The 16,553-nt window shown below is 71.5% G+C and carries 16 protein-coding genes; 9 read left to right on the forward strand and 7 right to left on the reverse strand.

Annotated elements, in window-relative coordinates; genetic code table 11:
* The first annotated feature begins 28 nt into the window (after positions 1-28).
* Together GC203_RS08555 and GC203_RS08560 are read left to right on the forward strand one after the other, a co-directional pair.
* Entirely contained in the window at positions 29-724 is a 696-nt protein-coding gene (locus tag GC203_RS08555) for a thioredoxin family protein (protein WP_293453328.1), read from the forward strand.
* 279 nt (positions 725-1,003) lie between these two features.
* Positions 1,004-1,339 carry a DUF2794 domain-containing protein gene (locus GC203_RS08560; RefSeq protein ID WP_293453329.1) on the forward strand — a complete coding sequence of 112 codons (336 nt, stop codon included), beginning with the start codon at positions 1,004-1,006 and terminating at the stop codon, positions 1,337-1,339.
* Positions 1,340-1,342: 3 nt separating this feature from the next.
* Here GC203_RS08560 and GC203_RS08565 read toward each other — a convergent pair whose 3' ends face one another.
* The 3 genes from GC203_RS08565 to GC203_RS08575 form a co-directional block, all read right to left on the reverse strand.
* Positions 1,343-2,770 carry a class I adenylate-forming enzyme family protein gene (locus GC203_RS08565; protein WP_293453330.1) on the reverse strand — a complete coding sequence of 476 codons (1,428 nt, stop codon included), beginning with the start codon at positions 2,768-2,770 and terminating at the stop codon, positions 1,343-1,345.
* A 6-nt stretch (positions 2,771-2,776) separates the two neighbouring features.
* Positions 2,777-4,192 carry a class I adenylate-forming enzyme family protein gene (locus GC203_RS08570; protein WP_293453332.1) on the reverse strand — a complete coding sequence of 472 codons (1,416 nt, stop codon included), beginning with the start codon at positions 4,190-4,192 and terminating at the stop codon, positions 2,777-2,779.
* Between the two features lie 211 nt (positions 4,193-4,403).
* The gene (locus GC203_RS08575) at positions 4,404-5,168 is read right to left on the reverse strand and encodes a Bax inhibitor-1/YccA family protein (protein ID WP_293453334.1); all 765 of its coding nucleotides are present in this window, start codon (positions 5,166-5,168) and stop codon (positions 4,404-4,406) included.
* A 116-nt stretch (positions 5,169-5,284) separates the two neighbouring features.
* On the opposite strand from GC203_RS08575, the gene thpR reads away from it, so the two are divergent.
* On the forward strand, positions 5,285-5,821 hold the full coding sequence (gene thpR, locus GC203_RS08580) for an RNA 2',3'-cyclic phosphodiesterase (RefSeq protein ID WP_293453355.1): 537 nt from the start codon (positions 5,285-5,287) through the stop codon (positions 5,819-5,821).
* A gap of 4 nt (positions 5,822-5,825) precedes the next feature.
* Here the strand turns inward: thpR and GC203_RS08585 are convergent, their stop codons facing one another.
* Positions 5,826-6,218, reverse strand: coding sequence for a DUF2237 domain-containing protein (locus GC203_RS08585; RefSeq protein ID WP_293453336.1), 393 nt, complete (start codon positions 6,216-6,218; stop codon positions 5,826-5,828).
* A 62-nt stretch (positions 6,219-6,280) separates the two neighbouring features.
* Here GC203_RS08585 and GC203_RS08590 point away from each other — a divergent pair, with 62 nt between their 5' ends.
* Together GC203_RS08590 and GC203_RS08595 are read left to right on the forward strand one after the other, a co-directional pair.
* The gene (locus tag GC203_RS08590) at positions 6,281-7,147 is read left to right on the forward strand and encodes a CoA ester lyase (protein ID WP_293453337.1); all 867 of its coding nucleotides are present in this window, start codon (positions 6,281-6,283) and stop codon (positions 7,145-7,147) included.
* Entirely contained in the window at positions 7,144-7,680 is a 537-nt protein-coding gene (locus tag GC203_RS08595) for a hypothetical protein (RefSeq protein ID WP_293453338.1), read from the forward strand. The genes GC203_RS08590 and GC203_RS08595 overlap by 4 nt, the downstream gene beginning before the upstream one ends.
* Here the strand turns inward: GC203_RS08595 and GC203_RS08600 are convergent.
* The gene (locus tag GC203_RS08600) at positions 7,677-8,096 is read right to left on the reverse strand and encodes an HIT domain-containing protein (protein WP_293453340.1); all 420 of its coding nucleotides are present in this window, start codon (positions 8,094-8,096) and stop codon (positions 7,677-7,679) included. The genes GC203_RS08595 and GC203_RS08600 overlap by 4 nt on opposite strands.
* Before the next feature lie 164 nt (positions 8,097-8,260).
* Here GC203_RS08600 and GC203_RS08605 point away from each other — a divergent pair, with 164 nt between their 5' ends.
* The gene (locus GC203_RS08605; RefSeq protein WP_293453342.1) at positions 8,261-9,244 is read left to right on the forward strand and encodes a malate dehydrogenase; all 984 of its coding nucleotides are present in this window, start codon (positions 8,261-8,263) and stop codon (positions 9,242-9,244) included.
* A gap of 4 nt (positions 9,245-9,248) precedes the next feature.
* Here GC203_RS08605 and GC203_RS08610 read toward each other — a convergent pair whose 3' ends face one another.
* Positions 9,249-10,133, reverse strand: coding sequence for a hypothetical protein (locus GC203_RS08610; RefSeq protein ID WP_293453344.1), 885 nt, complete (start codon positions 10,131-10,133; stop codon positions 9,249-9,251).
* A 227-nt stretch (positions 10,134-10,360) separates the two neighbouring features.
* The gene (locus tag GC203_RS08615) at positions 10,361-11,098 is read right to left on the reverse strand and encodes a LytTR family DNA-binding domain-containing protein (RefSeq protein ID WP_293453346.1); all 738 of its coding nucleotides are present in this window, start codon (positions 11,096-11,098) and stop codon (positions 10,361-10,363) included.
* 148 nt (positions 11,099-11,246) lie between these two features.
* Here GC203_RS08615 and GC203_RS08620 point away from each other — a divergent pair, with 148 nt between their 5' ends.
* The 3 genes from GC203_RS08620 to sucC form a co-directional block, all read left to right on the forward strand.
* Positions 11,247-11,795: a hypothetical protein gene (locus tag GC203_RS08620; protein ID WP_293453348.1), complete on the forward strand. Its 549-nt coding sequence runs from the start codon at positions 11,247-11,249 to the stop codon at positions 11,793-11,795.
* 84 nt (positions 11,796-11,879) lie between these two features.
* Entirely contained in the window at positions 11,880-15,224 is a 3,345-nt protein-coding gene (locus GC203_RS08625) for a glycosyltransferase (protein WP_293453350.1), read from the forward strand.
* Between the two features lie 141 nt (positions 15,225-15,365).
* Positions 15,366-16,553, forward strand: a 1,188-nt coding sequence (gene sucC / locus GC203_RS08630; protein ID WP_293453352.1) for an ADP-forming succinate--CoA ligase subunit beta, incomplete at its 3' end; no start/stop codon positions are given.

Raw genomic sequence — 16,553 nt, forward strand, 5'->3', positions numbered from 1 at the left:
CCCGCTCAACGCCTCGTAAGTCGGGGCGATGCGGACGGCCGCGCTCCTCAGCCTGATCCTGTTGGCCGCGCCCGCCGGCGCGATCGCCAAGTCTCCCGTTCTCGTGGAGCTGTTCACCGCCCAGGGCTGCGGCGGCTGCCGCGACGCCAACGCCTATCTGGGCAAGCTGGCGGACCGCGCAGGCGTGCTCGCGCTCACCTACTCGGTCGACTACTGGGACTACCTCGGCTGGACCGACACCTTCGCCCGGCCCGAATACGCCGAGCGGCAGCGGGCCTATGTCCAGCGCCTGAAGCTGCGCGAGCCCTACACGCCGCAGGTGGTGATCGACGGCGGCCAGGAGGTCCAGGGCCTCAAGACCGCGGAAGTGGACCGCCTGGTGCGCGCCGCCGCGGACGCGCCGTGGAACCCGCCGGACATCCGCTTCGTCGGCCGCCACCGGGTGGACGTGGGGTCGGGCCGCGTCGCCCGCGGAGGCGCCGACGTGTGGCTGATCCGATACGACCCCCGCGACGCCGAGACGGTGGTCAAGGCCGGCGACAATCGCGGCGAGACGGTCGTGCAGACCAATGTGGTGCGGCAGATCAAGCGGCTGGGAACCTGGCGCGGGCGGCCGCACGCCTACCGTGTGCCGGCGGCGCCGGAGGACGGCCTGAGAACCGTGGTGATCGTGCAGGCGCCGCACGGGGGCAAGGTGCTGGGCCTGGCGCAGGCGAAATCCTGAGCCGCGCAAACGCAAACCCGCGCGGCTGGAGAGCGACCGCGCGGGCGTAGGCGTGGGACTTGGAGGGCGTCGGCCGGCGTTCGCCGCCAATCGTGGGGGCTGGGGGGGCTGTTCAGGGCCAAGACCAGCGACGATCCCACCGACCGACCCTGACAATATCATCGGCGGGTTCGGCGAGCGCTGGGCGGAATTGGGGTCTTTTCGCGGCGGAGCCGGGCGATCACGGGGCCGCGATTTCCTGTGGCCCGACGCAGAAAATTCATACTAGGCTGGCGTTCGATGGCTTTCGATCCAAGCTACGCGGCCCCGCAACCGGTCGGTGTATTCTTCGAGCGGCGCGAGCTCGAGCGCCTTCTTCGCCTTTACGGACGCATGGTGGCCGCCGGCGAATGGCGCGATTACGGCATGGACGGCCTGCGCGACGCGGCCGTGTTCTCGGTCTTCCGCCGCACCAGCGAGGCGCCGCTCTATCGCATCGAGAAGCGCCCGGCCCTGGCGCGCCGGCAGGGCGCTTGGGCGGTCGTCGGCCAGGGCGGCCACGTGCTGCGCCGCGGTCACGACCTGGACCAGGTGCTGCGCTTCTTCGACAAGGGCCGGTTCTCGGTCGTCGAGTAGCGGCTAGAGGCCCTCGGATTTGCGGAGCGCGGCCAGGGTCTGGGCGCGCAGCGCCTGACGATCGATCTTCCCCATATCGCTGCGCGGGATCGACTCGGACCACGCGAAATGGATCGGCGGCAGGCGGACGCCGGCGCGCCGCAGGTGCTGCAACAGAGACTCCCGCGTCACCTCGCCGTCGGGCGAGACCGCGACCCAGCATTCGTCGGCGCCGTCCGAGCCCGGCACGGCGAAGGCGGCCGCGTCGCGGACCTGCGGGTGCTCGATGAGCGCGTTCTCGAGAACGCTCGGCATGATCTTGATCCCGCCCAGGTTCATCCGGTCGTCAGCCCGGCCCTCGATGACGAAGCTTCCGTCGGGCAGGCGGCGGCCGACGTCGCCCGAATGGAAGAAGCCGTCCCGGAACGCCTCGCCGGTGGCCTCGGGATCGTCGAGGAACCGTTCCGCGACGCTGTCGCTCCGAATGCGGATCTCGCCCGTTTCGCCGTCGGGCAGGCGCTGGCCGTCGGGGCCGACCACCTCCATCGTGACGCCGGGAACCGGCCAGCCGACCGCGCCGGGGGTCGTCTCGACACGCTGCGCCGGGCCCACGGCGGCGCCCGCGACCTCGGTGGCGCCGTAGATGACGTGCATGTCCGGCGAGAGGCGCTGGCGGCCTTCGCGGGCGAGCGCCGGCGCCAGCACCGCCCCGGTGACCACGACCCGCCACCGGGGCTTCAGCTCGAAGCCGGCCGGCAGGTTGTCGAGCAGCTCGCGCAGTTGCAGCGGAGTGAGCCCCAGCAGCCCGGTCGGCTGACGCTCCATCAGGACGGGCAGGTCGGCCGCCCCGTGATCGGCCGCCACCGCCGCGCCCATCGACCACGCCAGGGTCGCCAGGTTGTAGCCCAGGGAGGAATCGACGCCGGTGCGGACCGCCCACACCCCGAGACGGCCCGAGGCGTAGGCGGCCAGGGCGCCGAGGTTCCGCGCCTCCATCCGCCGCCAGCTCAGGGGCACGCGTCGCGCCTCGCCGGTGGAGCCCGACGAAAGGAGCACGCGGGCGAGGCCCTCCGGCTCGCGCGGCGCCGAGGGGACCTCCACGGCCGGCGCGCCCTCCACCGAGGCGATCCAGTCGCGGCCGAGCCGCAGGACCGTGGGGTCGGCGGAGCCCGTCCGATCGGTGATCCGGAGGTCGGCGCGGCCATCGCGCAGCGTCGTGGAGGCCACGCCCAGGCGGGCCAGCGCCATCAGCAGCACGTGGACGCGGTAGGGCAGCGTCGCATCCACCCCGACGATCCCCCGCTGCGGCGTGATCCCCGCCGCGAGCAGCCCCGCCGCATAGCGGTTCACGTCATCGTTGAACTCGGCGTAGGTCACCCGACGCCGAGGGGTCACCAGCGCCGGGGCGCGAGGGCGCACGCGCGCATGGAAGGCGACGGCGGCTTCGAACATCGCGGCTCAGGCTCCCGCGGGCTGGGACAGGGCGGCGATCACCTGGGCCCGCAACGCCTCGCGCTCGATCCGGCCGGCGGCGTCGCGGGGCACGGCGTCGGTCCAGGCGAAACGGACCTCCGGCAGGAGCTGGGGCGAACGCGCGAGGTGGGCGATCAGCGACTCGCGGGTCAGGCCCTCGGCAGGCGCGATCGCCATCCAGCATTCCATCCGGCCGGCAGCGTCAGGCACGGCGAAGGCCGCCGCGTCGCGCACATCCGGATGGGACAGCGCGGCGTTTTCCAGGAGCTGCGGCATGACCACGACCCCGCCGATGGTCATCCGCTCGCTGAGGCGGCCGGCGATGACGAGGCTTCCGTCCGACAGGCGGCGGCCCAGGTCGCCGGTGAGGAACGCGCCGTCAGCCGGCGCGGCGTCGGCGCCGAGATAACCCGCGCAGGTCCCGTCGCTGCGGATACGGATCTCGCCGACGACGCCGTCCCTCACGCAGCCGCCATCGGCGTCGACCACCTCGATCTCCACCCCGGGGACGGGCCACCCCGCCACGCCCGGCGTATTTTCCAGCCGGGACGCGGGCCCGGACGCGGCCAGTCCGGTCTCCGGCGTGTGGTAGATGACCTGAACGTCCGGCGTCAGGCGCAGGCGGGCCTCGCGCGTCACGGCGGGCGGCAGACCCGCGTCGGTCACGAGGATGCGAAGGTCGGGGATCGGCCGAAACGCCGATGGCAGGACCGTCAGAAGCGAGCGCAGCTGGTGCGGCGTCACGACCAGCAACCCCGGCGCCTCCCTCTCGAGAAGCGCGGGCGTATCGGCGAGTGGAAAATCGACCGCCAAGGCCGCGCCGAGCGACCAGGCCAGGGCCGTCTGGAGATAGGTCCGGCCGGGTTCCGCGACGGCGGGCAGCACCCAGGTTCCCTGACGTCCCGCCGCATACGCCACGATACAGCGCCGCCCCTCCGCGGCCAGCATCGCCCAGCTCAGCGGGACCCGACGCATGCCGGCCCCGGGGCCCGCCGAGCGGAGCACGCGGGCGAGACCTTCCGGCGAACGCGCGGGCGGACGCGGCGGAAGTGGCGGCGAAGCCTCGACGGCCTCGATCCATTCGTCGGTCAGGCGCAGGATGTTCTCGTCCGGCTCGCCCGGCCCATCGCTCAGCCGCAGATCGGCCGCGGGATCGTCGGGGAAGGTCGTCGCGACGCCCAGGCGCGCCAAGGCCGCCAGCAGCACATGGCGATGATAGGCCGAGCCGGTCTCGACGGCCGTCACCCCACGCTCGGGCGTGACGCCCAGCCCGAGCAGCCCGTTCGCGAAGCGGTTCACGGCCGCGTCGAGCTCGGCGTAGCTCGCCCGTCGGCCCGGCGTGATCAGCGCGGGCGCACGGGGCCGCTGGCGGGCGTGATAGGCGAGGTCGGCGTCGAACATCGCCGCGACGCTAGAGCCTTCCCGGATCAAGTGGAATCACTTGATCCGGACGAGAAGGCCCGATCTTCAGGCGTTGAGCGCCCGTCCGAGCAGGTGAACCGGTTCCACTTCACCCTGACGGGCTCTGGACGAGGCCCCGAAGAGAAAGCCCGAAACAAAAAGCCCCGGCGGGGAACCGCCGGGGCCGCTTCGTTCAGGACTGCAGAACGGGTCAGCGGCGATCGCCGAACAGCCGCAGCAGGAACAGGAACAGGTTGATGAAATCGAGGTAGAGGCTGAGCGCGCCGTAGTTGGTGGCCACGCCGAGCGCCGTGTCGTTCCCGCCGAGATCATAGTAGGTCATCTTCAGGCGCTGGGTGTCGTAGGCGATGAGGCCCGCGAAGATCAGCACGCCGAGCACGCTGATGATGAAGTTCATCATCGAGTTCATCAGGAAGATGTTCACGATCGAGGCGATGACGATCCCGATCAGGCCCACCATCAGGAAGCTGCCGAACGCAGTCAGGTCCTTCTTGGTGGTGTAGCCGACAAGGCTGAGGCCGCCGAAGGCGACGGCGGTGATCAGGAAGGTCGAGGCGATCGACGCGCCCGTATAGAGCATGGTGATCGCGCCCAGGCTGGCGCCCATCAAGGACACCACCGTCCAGTAGACGATCCCCGAGCTGCGGGGGCTGGCCTTCTTCATCGCGAACGCGCTGAAGAGTATCACGACCAGCGGACCGAAGGCGACAATCATGCCCAGAGGCGTGTAGCCGCCGTAGAACGTCTCGCCGTTGGGGCCGACGGCCACACGGAACAGAAGCTGGCGAACCGCCTCCACCTGTCCAGTGACGTAGGCCAGGGCGGCCGAAAGGACGAGACCCAGCGCCACCTTGTTGTAGACGCCGAGCATGAAGCTCCGGAGGCCCGCGTCCACCGACATGTCGGCGCGGTCCGCGGGGACCGAGCGCGCGTAGCCGCGGTTGAAGTCGCTCATGAGAGCCTTGACCCTTTTCCACGCGTCGCAAATCGGACGCCCCCGAAATATCGTTGCGCTCTGTGACCTAAGCAAGGCCTCTGCCGCATCGGGGGCCGAATGGCTATGTGAACCGCATGATCCGCCTGTTCGCCGCCCTCGCCGTCCCCGACGACATCGGCATCGCCCTCAGGGCCCGCCAGAGCGGCGTCGGAGGCGCCAAATGGCGGCCTTTGGAGGCGCTGCATGTGACCCTGCGCTTCTTCGGGGACATCCGCGAGGACGTGGCCCACGACCTCGACGCCGAGCTCACGCGGGTGTCGGGCAAGCCGTTCGCGATCGAGCTCGCCGGCGCCGGATCGTTCGGCGAGGGCGCCGAGATCGACGCCGTCTGGGCCGGGGTGGCCGAGAACCCCGCGCTATCGCGCCTGGCCGAGGCCTGCGAGGCGGCCGCGCGCCGCGCCGGCCTGAAGCCGGAGAAGCGCCGCTATCGCCCGCACGTGACCCTGGCCTACACGCGCCGGCCCGACCCGGTCGAAGTGGCCCGCTGGGTCCAGGCCAACAACCTGCTGAAGAGCCCGCCGATCGCGATCGACCGCTTCGGCCTCTATTCGAGCCATCAAGGCCGCGAGGGCTCGCACTACCGGCTGGAGGCGGAATACCCGCTGGGCTGAGCCCTCAGGCCTCCAGCGCGTGGTCCTTCAACACGCCGAGGGGCACGATCGCGAGCGTCTCCTCGTGGGTGGACGAGAGCACCACGCGGGGCGCGGCGCCGGCGTCGAGCGCCTCCTTCCAGCGTGGCGCACACAGGCACCAGCGGTCGCCGGGCTTCAGGCCCGGAAAGCCCAGTTCGGGGCGCGGCGTCGAGAGGTCGTTGCCCGCCGCCTTGGAGAACTCCAGGAACTCGGCGGTCATCACGGCGCAGACGGTGTGCATGCCCACGTCGTGGGGGCCGGTCTCGCAGCAGCCGTTGCGGAAGAAGCCGGTGACCGGATCAAGCGAACAGGGGACGAGTTCCTCGCCGAGCACGTTCTTGGCGCCGGCGTCGTAGCGGATCGGGCGTGTGGCCATGGGCCTATCCTAAACGCTAAGACGGAAGCGCCGCCAAGGCGTGACGGAGCCGCGACCAGCACATGAACCAGGCCAGACCTCGACGCAGCGCCCTCTACCTGCCGGCGTCCAACGCCCGGGCTATCGACAAGGCCCGCAGCCTGGCCTGCGACGTGGTGATCCTCGACCTGGAGGATTCCGTCGCGCCGGACGCCAAGGCCGAGGCGCGCGAGGGCGCGCTCGCCGCGGTGGCGGCCGGCGGCTTCGGCGGGCGCGAGGTGGTGATCCGGGCCAACGGGCTCGACACGCCCTGGGGCGCCGGCGACCTCGCCGCCGCCGCCAAGGTCCGGCCCGACGCGGTGCTGGTCCCCAAGATCTCGGCGCCGGAGGATCTGGCCGCCACCCGCGCGGCGCTGGGGCCGGGTGTCCCGCTCTGGGCGATGATCGAGACCTGCGCGGCCATGTTCCGCCTCGACGCCCTGGGCGCGGCTTCGCGCGAGCACGGGGTCGAGGTTTGGGTGATCGGCTCGAACGACCTAGCCAAGGAGATGCGCTGTCCGCTGACCGTCGCGCGCGAGCCTCTGGTCACCGCGCTGTCGCTCAGCCTGATGGCCGCGCGCGCCCACGGCCTGGCCATCATCGACGGCGTGTTCAACGAGATCGCCGACGCCGAGGGCCTGGAGCGCCAGTGCGCCCAGGCGGCCGGCTTCGGTTTCGACGGCAAGAGCCTGATCCACCCCACCCAGGTCGAGCCCGCCAATCGCGCCTTCACGCCGGAGGCCGACGCTGTCGCGTGGGCGCGCACGGTGGTCGCCGCCTTCGAGGCGCCCGAGGCCGTCGGACGCGGGGTTCTGAAGGTGGAGGGCCGGATGGTCGAGCGGCTCCACTACGCCGAGGCGAAGCGGCTCATCGGCGTGGCCGAGGCGATCGCGGAGCGCTCCGGCGGATGAAACGGCGCGGCGCGGCCATCGTCCTGATCGTCGCGCTCGCCGGCGCCGCGCCCGCGGTCGCCCCCGCGGTCGCCCAGGAATCCGCCGACCCGATCGACGCCATCCTCCGGGGCGCGGCCCGCGAACCGCCCACCAGCGGCTTCTACGTGCAGCAGACCGGCCGCACGCCCGACGGGCCGCCCTCGCCGGCCGACCTCGCCTATGACGACCGCATCCGCGCCTCCATGGCCGCCGCCCAGGGCTTCCAGGGGCCGCTGGACGGCGGCTGGACCCTGGCCGGCGCGGGCGGCGCCCTCTACGCCCTGCAGCTCGCCGACCACGAGGGCGTGGTGGAAGGCTCGTGGCGGGACCTGCGCCGCCCGCCGGGCCAGGGCGCGTCGGGCTTCGTCGAGCAGGTAGAGGCCGGCGAGCGCGAGCTGACCATCCGTTTCGGCGGCCGCACCGCCGTGCTGCACGCCGAGCGCGGCGGCTGGCGCGGGCGGCTGACCGACGGAAGCCGCGGCGAGGCCGTGAGCCTGCACAGGACCCCCTAGACTCGGAGTGCGGCGCGGGCGGCGGCCAGGGCCGCGGTCAGCGCCTCGGCGCGGTAGGCCTCGGCGGTCCCCACGCCCCAGACCGGGTCCGGCCAGGCCGCGTCGCCGGGCCGGCGGCCCACGACGTGGACGTGCAGCTGGGGCGTGACGTTGCCCAACTGGCCGACATTCAGCTTGGCGACCGGCCACCCCGTCGCGGCCCCGACGGCGCGCACCGCCTCGCCCGCCCGGACAACCTCCTCCATGAGCGCCATGCGGTCGTTGACCGAGAGATCCTCAAGCTCGCGGGCTCCGCCGATGCGCGGGATCAGCACCAGCCATGGCCAGCGCGCGTCGGCCTGCAGGCGCACGTGGCAGAGCGCCAGGTCGCCCACGGCTTGGGAGGTCGCCACGAAGGCCGGATCGAGCTCGAACATGTCTCTTCGCGCCTGCGGCATTGCAGCGCCGCGGTCAACCGGCTAGGAGCGCGTCCAGCCAAAGTGGTGGCCGGTTTTGCGCCCGGGACGCGCGCCCATCAGAGATGGGCGTCGATCCGACGGGATCGACGCCGGTCCGTGCGAATTCGAAAAGGAGCAGCCTCATGGCGAAGAAGCCCATCCGCGTGGCGGTCACCGGCGCGGCCGGTAACATCGGCTACGCCCTGCTGTTCCGGATCGCCGCGGGCGAGATGCTGGGCAAGGACCAGCCGATCATCCTGCAGCTCCTCGAAATCCCTGTCGAAGGGCCTCAGAAGGCGCTGAAGGGCGTGGCCATGGAGCTGGAAGACTGCGCCTTCCCCCTGGTCCAGGACATGATCCTCACGGGCGACCCGGACGTGGCGTTCAAGGACGCCAACTGGTGCCTGCTGGTCGGCTCCAAGCCGCGCGGGCCGGGCATGGAGCGCGCCGACCTCCTGAAGGACAACGGCAAAATCTTCATCGCCCAGGGCCAGTCGATCGACAAGGTGGCCGCCGACGACGCGCGGGTCGCCGTGGTGGGCAACCCCTGCAACACCAACGTGATGATCGCCGCCAGCCAGGCCAAGCGCCTGCCGGTCGACCGCTTCACCGCCATGGTGCGCCTCGACGAGAACCGCGGCCGCGCCCAGCTGGCGAAGAAGGCCGGCGTGCCGATCACCGACGTCTCCGAGCTGTTCATCTACGGCAACCACAGCCCGACGATGTTCGCCGACTTCACCCACGCCAAGATTGGCGGCAAGGCGGCGGCCGACGTCATCAACGACCGCCCGTGGCTGGAGAACGACTTCCTGCCCACCGTCGGCAAGCGCGGCGCAGCCATCATCGAGGCCCGCGGCCAGAGCTCGGCGGCCTCGGCGGCCAACGCCCTGATCGACCACGTCCGCGACCTGGCGACGCCCGGCGCGATCCACTCGGTCGCGGTGGCCAGCCACGGCCGCTACGGCTTCGCCGACGGCGTCTGGGCCGGCATGCCGGTGAAGTCGACGGCGACCGGCTACGAAGTGGTCGAGAGCTATGTGATGGACGACTTCGCCAAGTCGAAGATCAAGATCACCAACGACGAGCTGGTCGGCGAGCGCGACACCGTCAAGGACATGCTGGGCTGATCCGTCAGTTCTCGCGCGCGTCGGCGACCAGGTCCTTCAGCTCGGCGATGCGCGCGACGTAGACGTCCTCCACGGCCCACGGCGCCTCGCGCGCCGCAGCCTCGCGCGCGGCCAGCCAGCGCACCTGCTGGCGGCGCAGGGCCGATGTCGGGACCCCCGCGGCCTCGGCCTCGCGGTAGGCCGCCCGCATCTGGCGGTCGCGGGCCGACAGCCGGCTGTCGGCGCACACCATCGCCTCGGCGCGGTCTGGCAGGGCGCAGGGATCGGCCTGGGCGACCCGTCGCGGCGCCTCCGCCCGCGCGGCCGCCTTGCGGGGAGGCCTGGCCGAGGCGAGCTCCACCTTCGCCGGCCGGGACTTCGCCGCGGTCTTCGGAGCCCGCTTCGGCGACTCGGCGCTGGCGACCTGGATCGGCTTCTTGCGGACAGGCGCCTTCGCCTTGGCCTTGATGACCTTCGCGGCCCCAGGCGCCTTGGGGGCGGCCTTCTCGGCCTTGGCCACGCGGACCGGCGCGGGCTTCGGGCGCGCCGGGGGCTTCTCCGCCTTGGCCACGACGATCCTGGGCGGCGGCGGGGGTTTGGCCTTCGGTGGCGGGCCGCCTTCGGGTTCGGCCCGGGCGAGCACGACGACAGGTAGGGACCCTGGCGGCCTGGCCGATTCGGCCGCGCCCGCGAACCGCTGGGCCACGGGCCGCGAAGGCGGCAGCACCACCAGCGGCGCGCCGAGCGGGGCCGGGCGGTCGTCGACCACGATCTGCAGGGGCTGGGCCGATTCGAGCTCGGGCGGAGCTTCGACCGCGGCCGGGACCGGCTCGGGATCGAGGCCGGGGCGCGCCCACAGGCCCAGGCCCACGCCGAGGGCCGCCGCGACAACGACGCCAGCCAGCACCACGCGGCGGCCCGGGCCCGGACGGATCGATGGCGATTGCGGTGATGGTGGCGACGTCATTCCCCGGGGCCCCTGAAGCACAGGTCCCTCGACGCCCGGGGGTCGGCCCTGCCCGGCGGTCCCACGCCGGTGGCGGCCCCAGCCCCCAAACTCTCTCCCAAGGCCTAGATTGCGGTCATTCCGGCGCGGCGCCAATCCCCTCGCGGCCGGACACTTCGTCCCGGCGGGGATTAGATCCAGCCGCGCTCGCGCAGCAGGCCGGCGTAGGTGCGGCTGACCGGCGCCTCGGAGCCGTCCTTCAGCGTCAGCACCGCGCGCCCGTCGCCGCGCCGGGCGTCGGCGATGGCGTCGCGCGCAACCCACCACGAGCGGTGCACCTGCGCGCCCTCGATGCCCTCCAGCTCGGCGATCGCATCGGCCAGGCGCATGAGGATCAGATCCTGGCCCTTGGAGGTGTGGAGCCGCAGATAGTGGTCCTCGGCCTCCACCGCCCACACCTCGGCCCCGCGCAGCTTCAGCGGCAGGCGTTCGAGGAACTTCGGCGGCGTCGCCGAGGCCGAGGTGGCGAGGGCGCGGGACCGGCCGACCAGGATCGCCAGCGACGAGACGCCGATGCAGATCAGGGTCACGTACCAGAGGATTTCCGGAAGCGCGGACAACGGCGGCGGCCGGCCGGCCCCCAGCGTATTGGTGGTCCAGACCACCGCGCTCATCACCGGCATCATCAGCAGACCCGTGGCCGCGCCGGACGGGATCGCCCCGAAATCCCAGATGCGGGTGCGCGCGACGAGGCGGGCGCAGGCCAGGCCCAGCAGACAGCCGGCCCAACCGTAGAAGAGGTTCGTTCCGGCGCGCGCCGCCCACTGCAGCGGCGTCGCATGGAGCGGCCCGAGAAGGGTGACGAACAGCGAGATCAGGGTTGCGGCGCCCAGCATCCGCAGCAGCATCGACCGCGTGATCCGCGCCATTCGCGAAGCGCGAACGACGCGGCCTTGTGACTGGCGAAGGACGGACGTCACCCGACGCATCTCCGCTCGCGGCCCTGAACGATCGCCGTCATGTCCCAGCTCGACCGGAGCGCGGCGACCCGCGCCCTCACACGATCGGAGATAAAGGATGTCGTTGGTTTCGCAAACGCCCGCCCGCCGCGAGTTCGGGTTCGGACCCCGGTTCGCCGCCGGCATGGCCATCGTCGCGCTGGTGATCGCCGTGGCGTTGGGCGGGCTGTGGCGGCCCCTCTTCGCCCTGGCCATGAAGAGCCGGCTCCACGCGCCGGACATGGCCCTGTTCGACAGGCTGTCGCCGGCCATCAAGGTCCACGTTCTGGTCGCGGTGGCGGCCCTGGTCCTGGGCGGCGTCCTGATGACCGCACGCAAGGGGCGCGTGTTCCATCGGGTGGCCGGATGGACGTGGGTCGGCCTGGTCGGCGTGACCGCCGGATCGTCGCTGCTGATCACCAGCCTCAACCACGGGAAGTGGTCATTGCTTCACCTCTTCACCGCCTGGGTGCTGCTGATCCTCCCGCTGGGCGTGATCTGGGCCAAACGGCATGACGTGGCCCGCCATCGGCGCACGATGATGGGCCTCTTCTACGGCGGGTTCGCCATCAACTTCTTCATCGCGTTCCTGCCGGGCCGCGCGCTGTGGCAGATGTTCTTCGGCTGACTTGGGCCGCGCCAATGTCTCGGTTCGGCCACGATCCCTGCCTAGACGCCGGACCGAATGGCCCTGCGGCGGGCGGACGTGGCGATGGCCGATCTGATTTTCCATGATCCCAGCGGCCGGCGGGCCCGGCGCGTGCGGCTGGCGTGGGGCCTCCTCGCCGCGCTTGTGCTGATGGTATCGGCCGCCTTCTTCGCGACGCTGGCGTTCGCGCCGGAGCTGCCGGTTCTGTCGCTGAAGGACCCTCACGTCCTGCGCGCGCTGCACGTCGAGACGGCGCAGCACCTCAAGGGCCGCCGGGCCTGGAAGCGGGTTCCCCATCCCTCCGGCGTCGCTCACGGAGGCGCCGCCCATCCGCTGGCCGTCGGCTTCTACGTGTCCTGGGACGAAACCTCGCGCGCTTCGCTGAAGGCCCACGTCGATCAGCTGGATGTCGTCTCGCCGCAATGGATCGGCCTGACGCCCGACGGCCGCCTGGACGTGACCCACGATCCCGAGGCGCGCGCGATCATCGCGAGGGCGAAGACGCCGCCGTCGCTGCTGCCCGCCGTCTACAACGCCCGCGACGGCGTGTGGAACGGCCCGGAGGCGGACCGGATCGTCACCGATCCGACCGCGCGCCGCACGATGCTGGATCAGCTCGCGACGCTGGCTCAGCACCAGGGGTTCGCGGGCTATGTGTTCGACTTCGAGAACCTGTCGCCGGCCGCCATCGCCGCCTACCCGACGTTCATCTCCGAAGCTGTCGCCAGGCTGCGGCCGCTGGGCCGCGAGGTGTGGGTCACCGCGCCCTTCGCCGACGATTCCTGGCCCCTCGTCCGGCTTCAGCGGGCCGCCGACGCCATCGTCCTGATGGCCTACGACCAGCACTGGGGTACGGGCGATCCCGGCCCGCCCGCCGGGCAGGACTGGTTCCAGAGCCAGCTCGCCGACCGGCTGAGCCGACTCGATCCGGCGCGCACGGTCGTGGCCCTGGGCGCCTATGGCTACGACTGGACCCTGCCCCGGCCCGGCCATCCGGGACGCGCCACCGCGGTCACCTACGCCGAGGCCACCCAGATCGCCCACGACTCCGGCGCGCAGGCGGCCATGGATCCGGCTTCGCTCAATCCGACCTTCGCGTACGAGGACGAGACGGGCGCGCGCCACGAAGTCTGGTTCCTCGATGCGGCGACCCTCCACAACCAGCTCCGGGTGGCCGACGGGTTCCGGCCCCGGGGCTACGCGCTCTGGCGCATGGGCGGTGAGGATCCGCTGGACTGGACGCTCCTGCGCCACGCCTACGGCCAGCTCGCCACCCGCCAGCTGTCGAACCTGCCGCCCGGGGAGAACGTCGATTTCAACGGCACGGGCGAGGTCCTGAAGGTCACCGACATCCCGCACGGCGGCCATCGCACGATCGACGTCGACCCGGCGACCGGCCTCGTGTCGGCCGAGACCTACGACGCCAACCCCACTTCCTACGTGATCCAGCGCTATGGCGCGCGGCCCGGCCTGGTCGCGCTCACCTTCGACGACGGCCCCGACGGCCGATGGACGCCGAAGATCCTCGACATCCTCAAGGCCAAGCATGCGCCGGCGACGTTCTTCGTCATCGGCAAGAACATGTCGGAGTTCCCGGAACTCGTGGCGCGCGAGGTGGCGGAGGGTCACGACGTGGGCAACCACACCTGGACCCATCCGAACATCGGCGAGACGCCGGTCGCCGAAACCTCGGTCGAGCTGTCGGCGACCCAGCGCCTGTTCGAGACGATCACCGGCCGCTCGATGCGCCTGTTCCGCCCGCCGTTCTTCGGCGACGCGGAGCCCTCGACGCCCCAGGAGGTCGCGCCCCTGCTCGACGGCCAGGCCCAGGGCTATATCGCCGTCGGCCTGCGCATCGACCCGGACGACTGGAAGAAGCCCGACCCGAAGCACATCGTCGACACCACGATCAGCCGGCTCGCCGACACCGTGCGGCCCGGCCAGGTGGTGCTGCTGCACGACTCCGGCGGCGACCGCAGTCGCACGGTCCAGGCGCTGCCGGCCCTGATCGACGCCATCCGGGCCCACGGCTACCGGCTGGTGACGATCGCGGAGCTCGCGGGCATGACGCCGGCCCAGGCGATGCCGCCGGCCGATCGCGGGACCGTCGAGCTGCTGCTCGACCGGATCGGGTTCGGTTTCCTGCACACCGCGGACGACGTACTGCGCACGCTGTTCATCGCGGCCATCGCGCTCGGCGTCGCGAGGCTGATGTTCCTCGGCGTGCTGGCGCTGATCCACGCGGCGCGCTTCCGGGCGCCGCCCGACCTCGACCCGGCCGCCGGCCCCCTGATCAGCGTGCTGATCCCCTGCTTCAACGAGGAGAAGGTCATCGAGGCCTCGGTGCGCCGCATCCTCGCGTCGAACTGGGCCAACCTCGAGATCCTCGTGCTGGACGACGGTTCGTCGGACGCCACCTCGGCCATCGTGCGCGGCGCCTTCAGCACGGAGCCGCGGGTCGCCCTCATGACCTTCGAGAACGGCGGCAAGGCCCGGGCGCTGAACCGCGGGCTGGCTCACGCCCGCGGCGACGTCGTGGTGGCGCTCGACGCCGACACCCTCTTCGCGCCGGACACCCTGGCCCGGCTGGCCCGCTGGTTCGTGGACCCGAAGGTGGGCGCCGTGGCGGGCAACGCGCTGGTGGGCAACCGCCGCAACCTGATCACCCGCTGGCAGGCGCTGGAGTACGTGACGGCCCAGAACCTGGAGCGCCGCGCTCTGGCCGCGCTGGGCGCCGTCACGGTGGTCCCGGGCGCCGTGGGCGCCTGGCGGCGCTCGGCGCTGGCCGAGCTGGGCGGCTATCCCGCCGACACCCTGGCCGAGGATCAGGATCTGACCATCGCGGTGCAGCGCGCCGGGTGGACCGTTCGCTTCGATCCCGAGGCGCGGGCCTACACCGAGGCGCCGGAGACGGTGAGCGGCCTCCTGAAGCAGCGCTTCCGCTGGTCGTTCGGCACGCTGCAGTGCCTTTGGAAGCATCGCGCCGCGCTGTTCAATCCCAGGCGGCCCGTCCTCGGCTTCGTGGCCCTGCCGCAGATCTGGCTGTTCCAGATCGCGCTCACCTCCATCGCCCCCCTGGTGGACCTGGCCATCGTCGGCGGGCTGATCTCGGCGATCTACGGCTTCGCCTACCACTTCACCGAATGGTCGCCCGACGACCTGATCCGCAGCCTCGAGTACTGGGCCGCGTTCATCCTCCTCGACCTGTCGGCGGGCGCCATCGGCATGGCCCTGGAGCGACGCGCGCCCTGGGGCGACCTCGTGTGGTTGCCCGTGCAGCGGTTCGGCTACCGCCAGCTCATGTACTATGTGGTCGTGAAGTCGATCGGCGCGGCCCTGCATGGCGCGCGCGTGGGCTGGGGCAAGCTCGAGCGGCGCGCGACCGCAGCCCTCGATCACGCCGCCTGAGCCCCTCCGGCGCCCTCGGGGCGCCCTTGGGTCAGGCTCGGAAGCGAATCCCGCCTCACGCGGTTGTCATCGCAGGAGCCCCTGCCTATAAGCCGCGTCACTCGCCGTAGGGGCGAGCCTCAGGAAGCGCCCCAAGGCCTCATGAACATTCACGAACACCAAGCCAAAGCCGTCCTCGCGGAGTTCGGCGTGGCGGTCCCGCGCGGGTACCCCGCCTTTTCGGTCGACGAAGCGGTGGACGCCGCGAAGAAGCTCGGCGGTCCGGTCTTCGTCGTGAAGTCCCAGATCCACGCCGGCGGGCGCGGCAAAGGCCGCTTCGAGGGGCTGGGCCCCGACGCCAAGGGCGGCGTGCGGGTGGTCAAGTCGGTGGACGAGGTGAAGGCCAACGCCGCCGAGATGCTGGGCCGGGTGCTCGTCACCCACCAGACCGGGCCCCGGGGCAAGCAGGTGAACCGCCTCTACATCGAGGAAGGCGCCGCGATCGCCAAGGAATTCTACCTGTCTCTGCTGGTCGACCGCGAGACCAGCCGGGTCTCGGTGGTCGCCTCCACCGAAGGCGGCATGGACATCGAGGAAGTGGCCCACTCCACCCCGGAGAAGATCGCCACCTTCGCGATCGACCCGGCCACCGGCGTGTGGCCGCACCATGGCCTGATGCTGGCCGACGCTCTGGGCCTGAAGGGCGACCTGGCCAAGCAGGCCCGCACGCTGCTGTCCCAGCTCTACAAGGCGTTCCTGGCCAAGGACATGAGCCTGCTCGAGATCAACCCGCTGATCGTCACCGCCCCAAGTGACAAGGAGGGCTCCCAGCTGCGGGTGCTCGACGCCAAGGTCAGCTTCGATTCCAACGCGCTGTTCCGCCACAAGGACATCGTCGCGCTGCGCGACGAGAGCGAAGAGGACCCGAAGGAGATCGAGGCCTCCAAGTACGACCTCAGCTACATCGCCCTCGACGGCGAGATCGGCTGCATGGTCAATGGCGCGGGCCTGGCCATGGCGACCATGGACATCATCAAGCTCTACGGCGCCGAGCCGGCCAACTTCCTCGACGTCGGCGGCGGCGCCGACGAGGCCAAGACCACGGCGGCCTTCAAGATCATCATGGCCGACCCCAACGTGAAGGGGATCCTGGTCAACATCTTCGGCGGCATCGCCCGTTGCGACATCCTCGCCCAGGGCGTCGTGGCGGCGGTGAAGCAGGTGGGCCTGAAGGTGCCGCTGGTGGTGCGGCTGGAAGGCACCAACGCCGAGCTCGGCAAGAAGATCATCAACGAGAGCGGCCTGAACGTCATCGCCGCGAACGACCTCTCGGACGGCGCCGAGAAGATC

Source organism: Phenylobacterium sp., assembly GCF_016124325.1.
In the GTDB taxonomy this organism is placed as follows: domain Bacteria; phylum Pseudomonadota; class Alphaproteobacteria; order Caulobacterales; family Caulobacteraceae; genus Phenylobacterium.

What these genes read in the sequence shown, in the direction of transcription:
- GC203_RS08555 (WP_293453328.1), top strand. Translation starts at nt 29, where the DNA reads ATGCGGACGGCCGCGCTCCTCAGCCTGATCCTGTTGGCCGCGCCCGCC.
- GC203_RS08605 (WP_293453342.1), top strand. Translation starts at nt 8,261, where the DNA reads ATGGCGAAGAAGCCCATCCGCGTGGCGGTCACCGGCGCGGCCGGTAAC.
- GC203_RS08625 (WP_293453350.1), top strand. Translation starts at nt 11,880, where the DNA reads ATGGCCGATCTGATTTTCCATGATCCCAGCGGCCGGCGGGCCCGGCGC.
- GC203_RS08575 (WP_293453334.1), bottom strand. Translation starts at nt 5,168, where the DNA reads ATGAGCGACTTCAACCGCGGCTACGCGCGCTCGGTCCCCGCGGACCGC.
- GC203_RS08615 (WP_293453346.1), bottom strand. Translation starts at nt 11,098, where the DNA reads ATGGCGCGGATCACGCGGTCGATGCTGCTGCGGATGCTGGGCGCCGCA.
- GC203_RS08620 (WP_293453348.1), top strand. Translation starts at nt 11,247, where the DNA reads ATGTCGTTGGTTTCGCAAACGCCCGCCCGCCGCGAGTTCGGGTTCGGA.
- GC203_RS08585 (WP_293453336.1), bottom strand. Translation starts at nt 6,218, where the DNA reads ATGGCCACACGCCCGATCCGCTACGACGCCGGCGCCAAGAACGTGCTC.
- GC203_RS08565 (WP_293453330.1), bottom strand. Translation starts at nt 2,770, where the DNA reads ATGTTCGAAGCCGCCGTCGCCTTCCATGCGCGCGTGCGCCCTCGCGCC.
- GC203_RS08595 (WP_293453338.1), top strand. Translation starts at nt 7,144, where the DNA reads ATGAAACGGCGCGGCGCGGCCATCGTCCTGATCGTCGCGCTCGCCGGC.
- thpR (WP_293453355.1), top strand. Translation starts at nt 5,285, where the DNA reads ATGATCCGCCTGTTCGCCGCCCTCGCCGTCCCCGACGACATCGGCATC.
- GC203_RS08560 (WP_293453329.1), top strand. Translation starts at nt 1,004, where the DNA reads ATGGCTTTCGATCCAAGCTACGCGGCCCCGCAACCGGTCGGTGTATTC.
- GC203_RS08600 (WP_293453340.1), bottom strand. Translation starts at nt 8,096, where the DNA reads ATGTTCGAGCTCGATCCGGCCTTCGTGGCGACCTCCCAAGCCGTGGGC.
- GC203_RS08570 (WP_293453332.1), bottom strand. Translation starts at nt 4,192, where the DNA reads ATGTTCGACGCCGACCTCGCCTATCACGCCCGCCAGCGGCCCCGTGCG.
- GC203_RS08590 (WP_293453337.1), top strand. Translation starts at nt 6,281, where the DNA reads ATGAACCAGGCCAGACCTCGACGCAGCGCCCTCTACCTGCCGGCGTCC.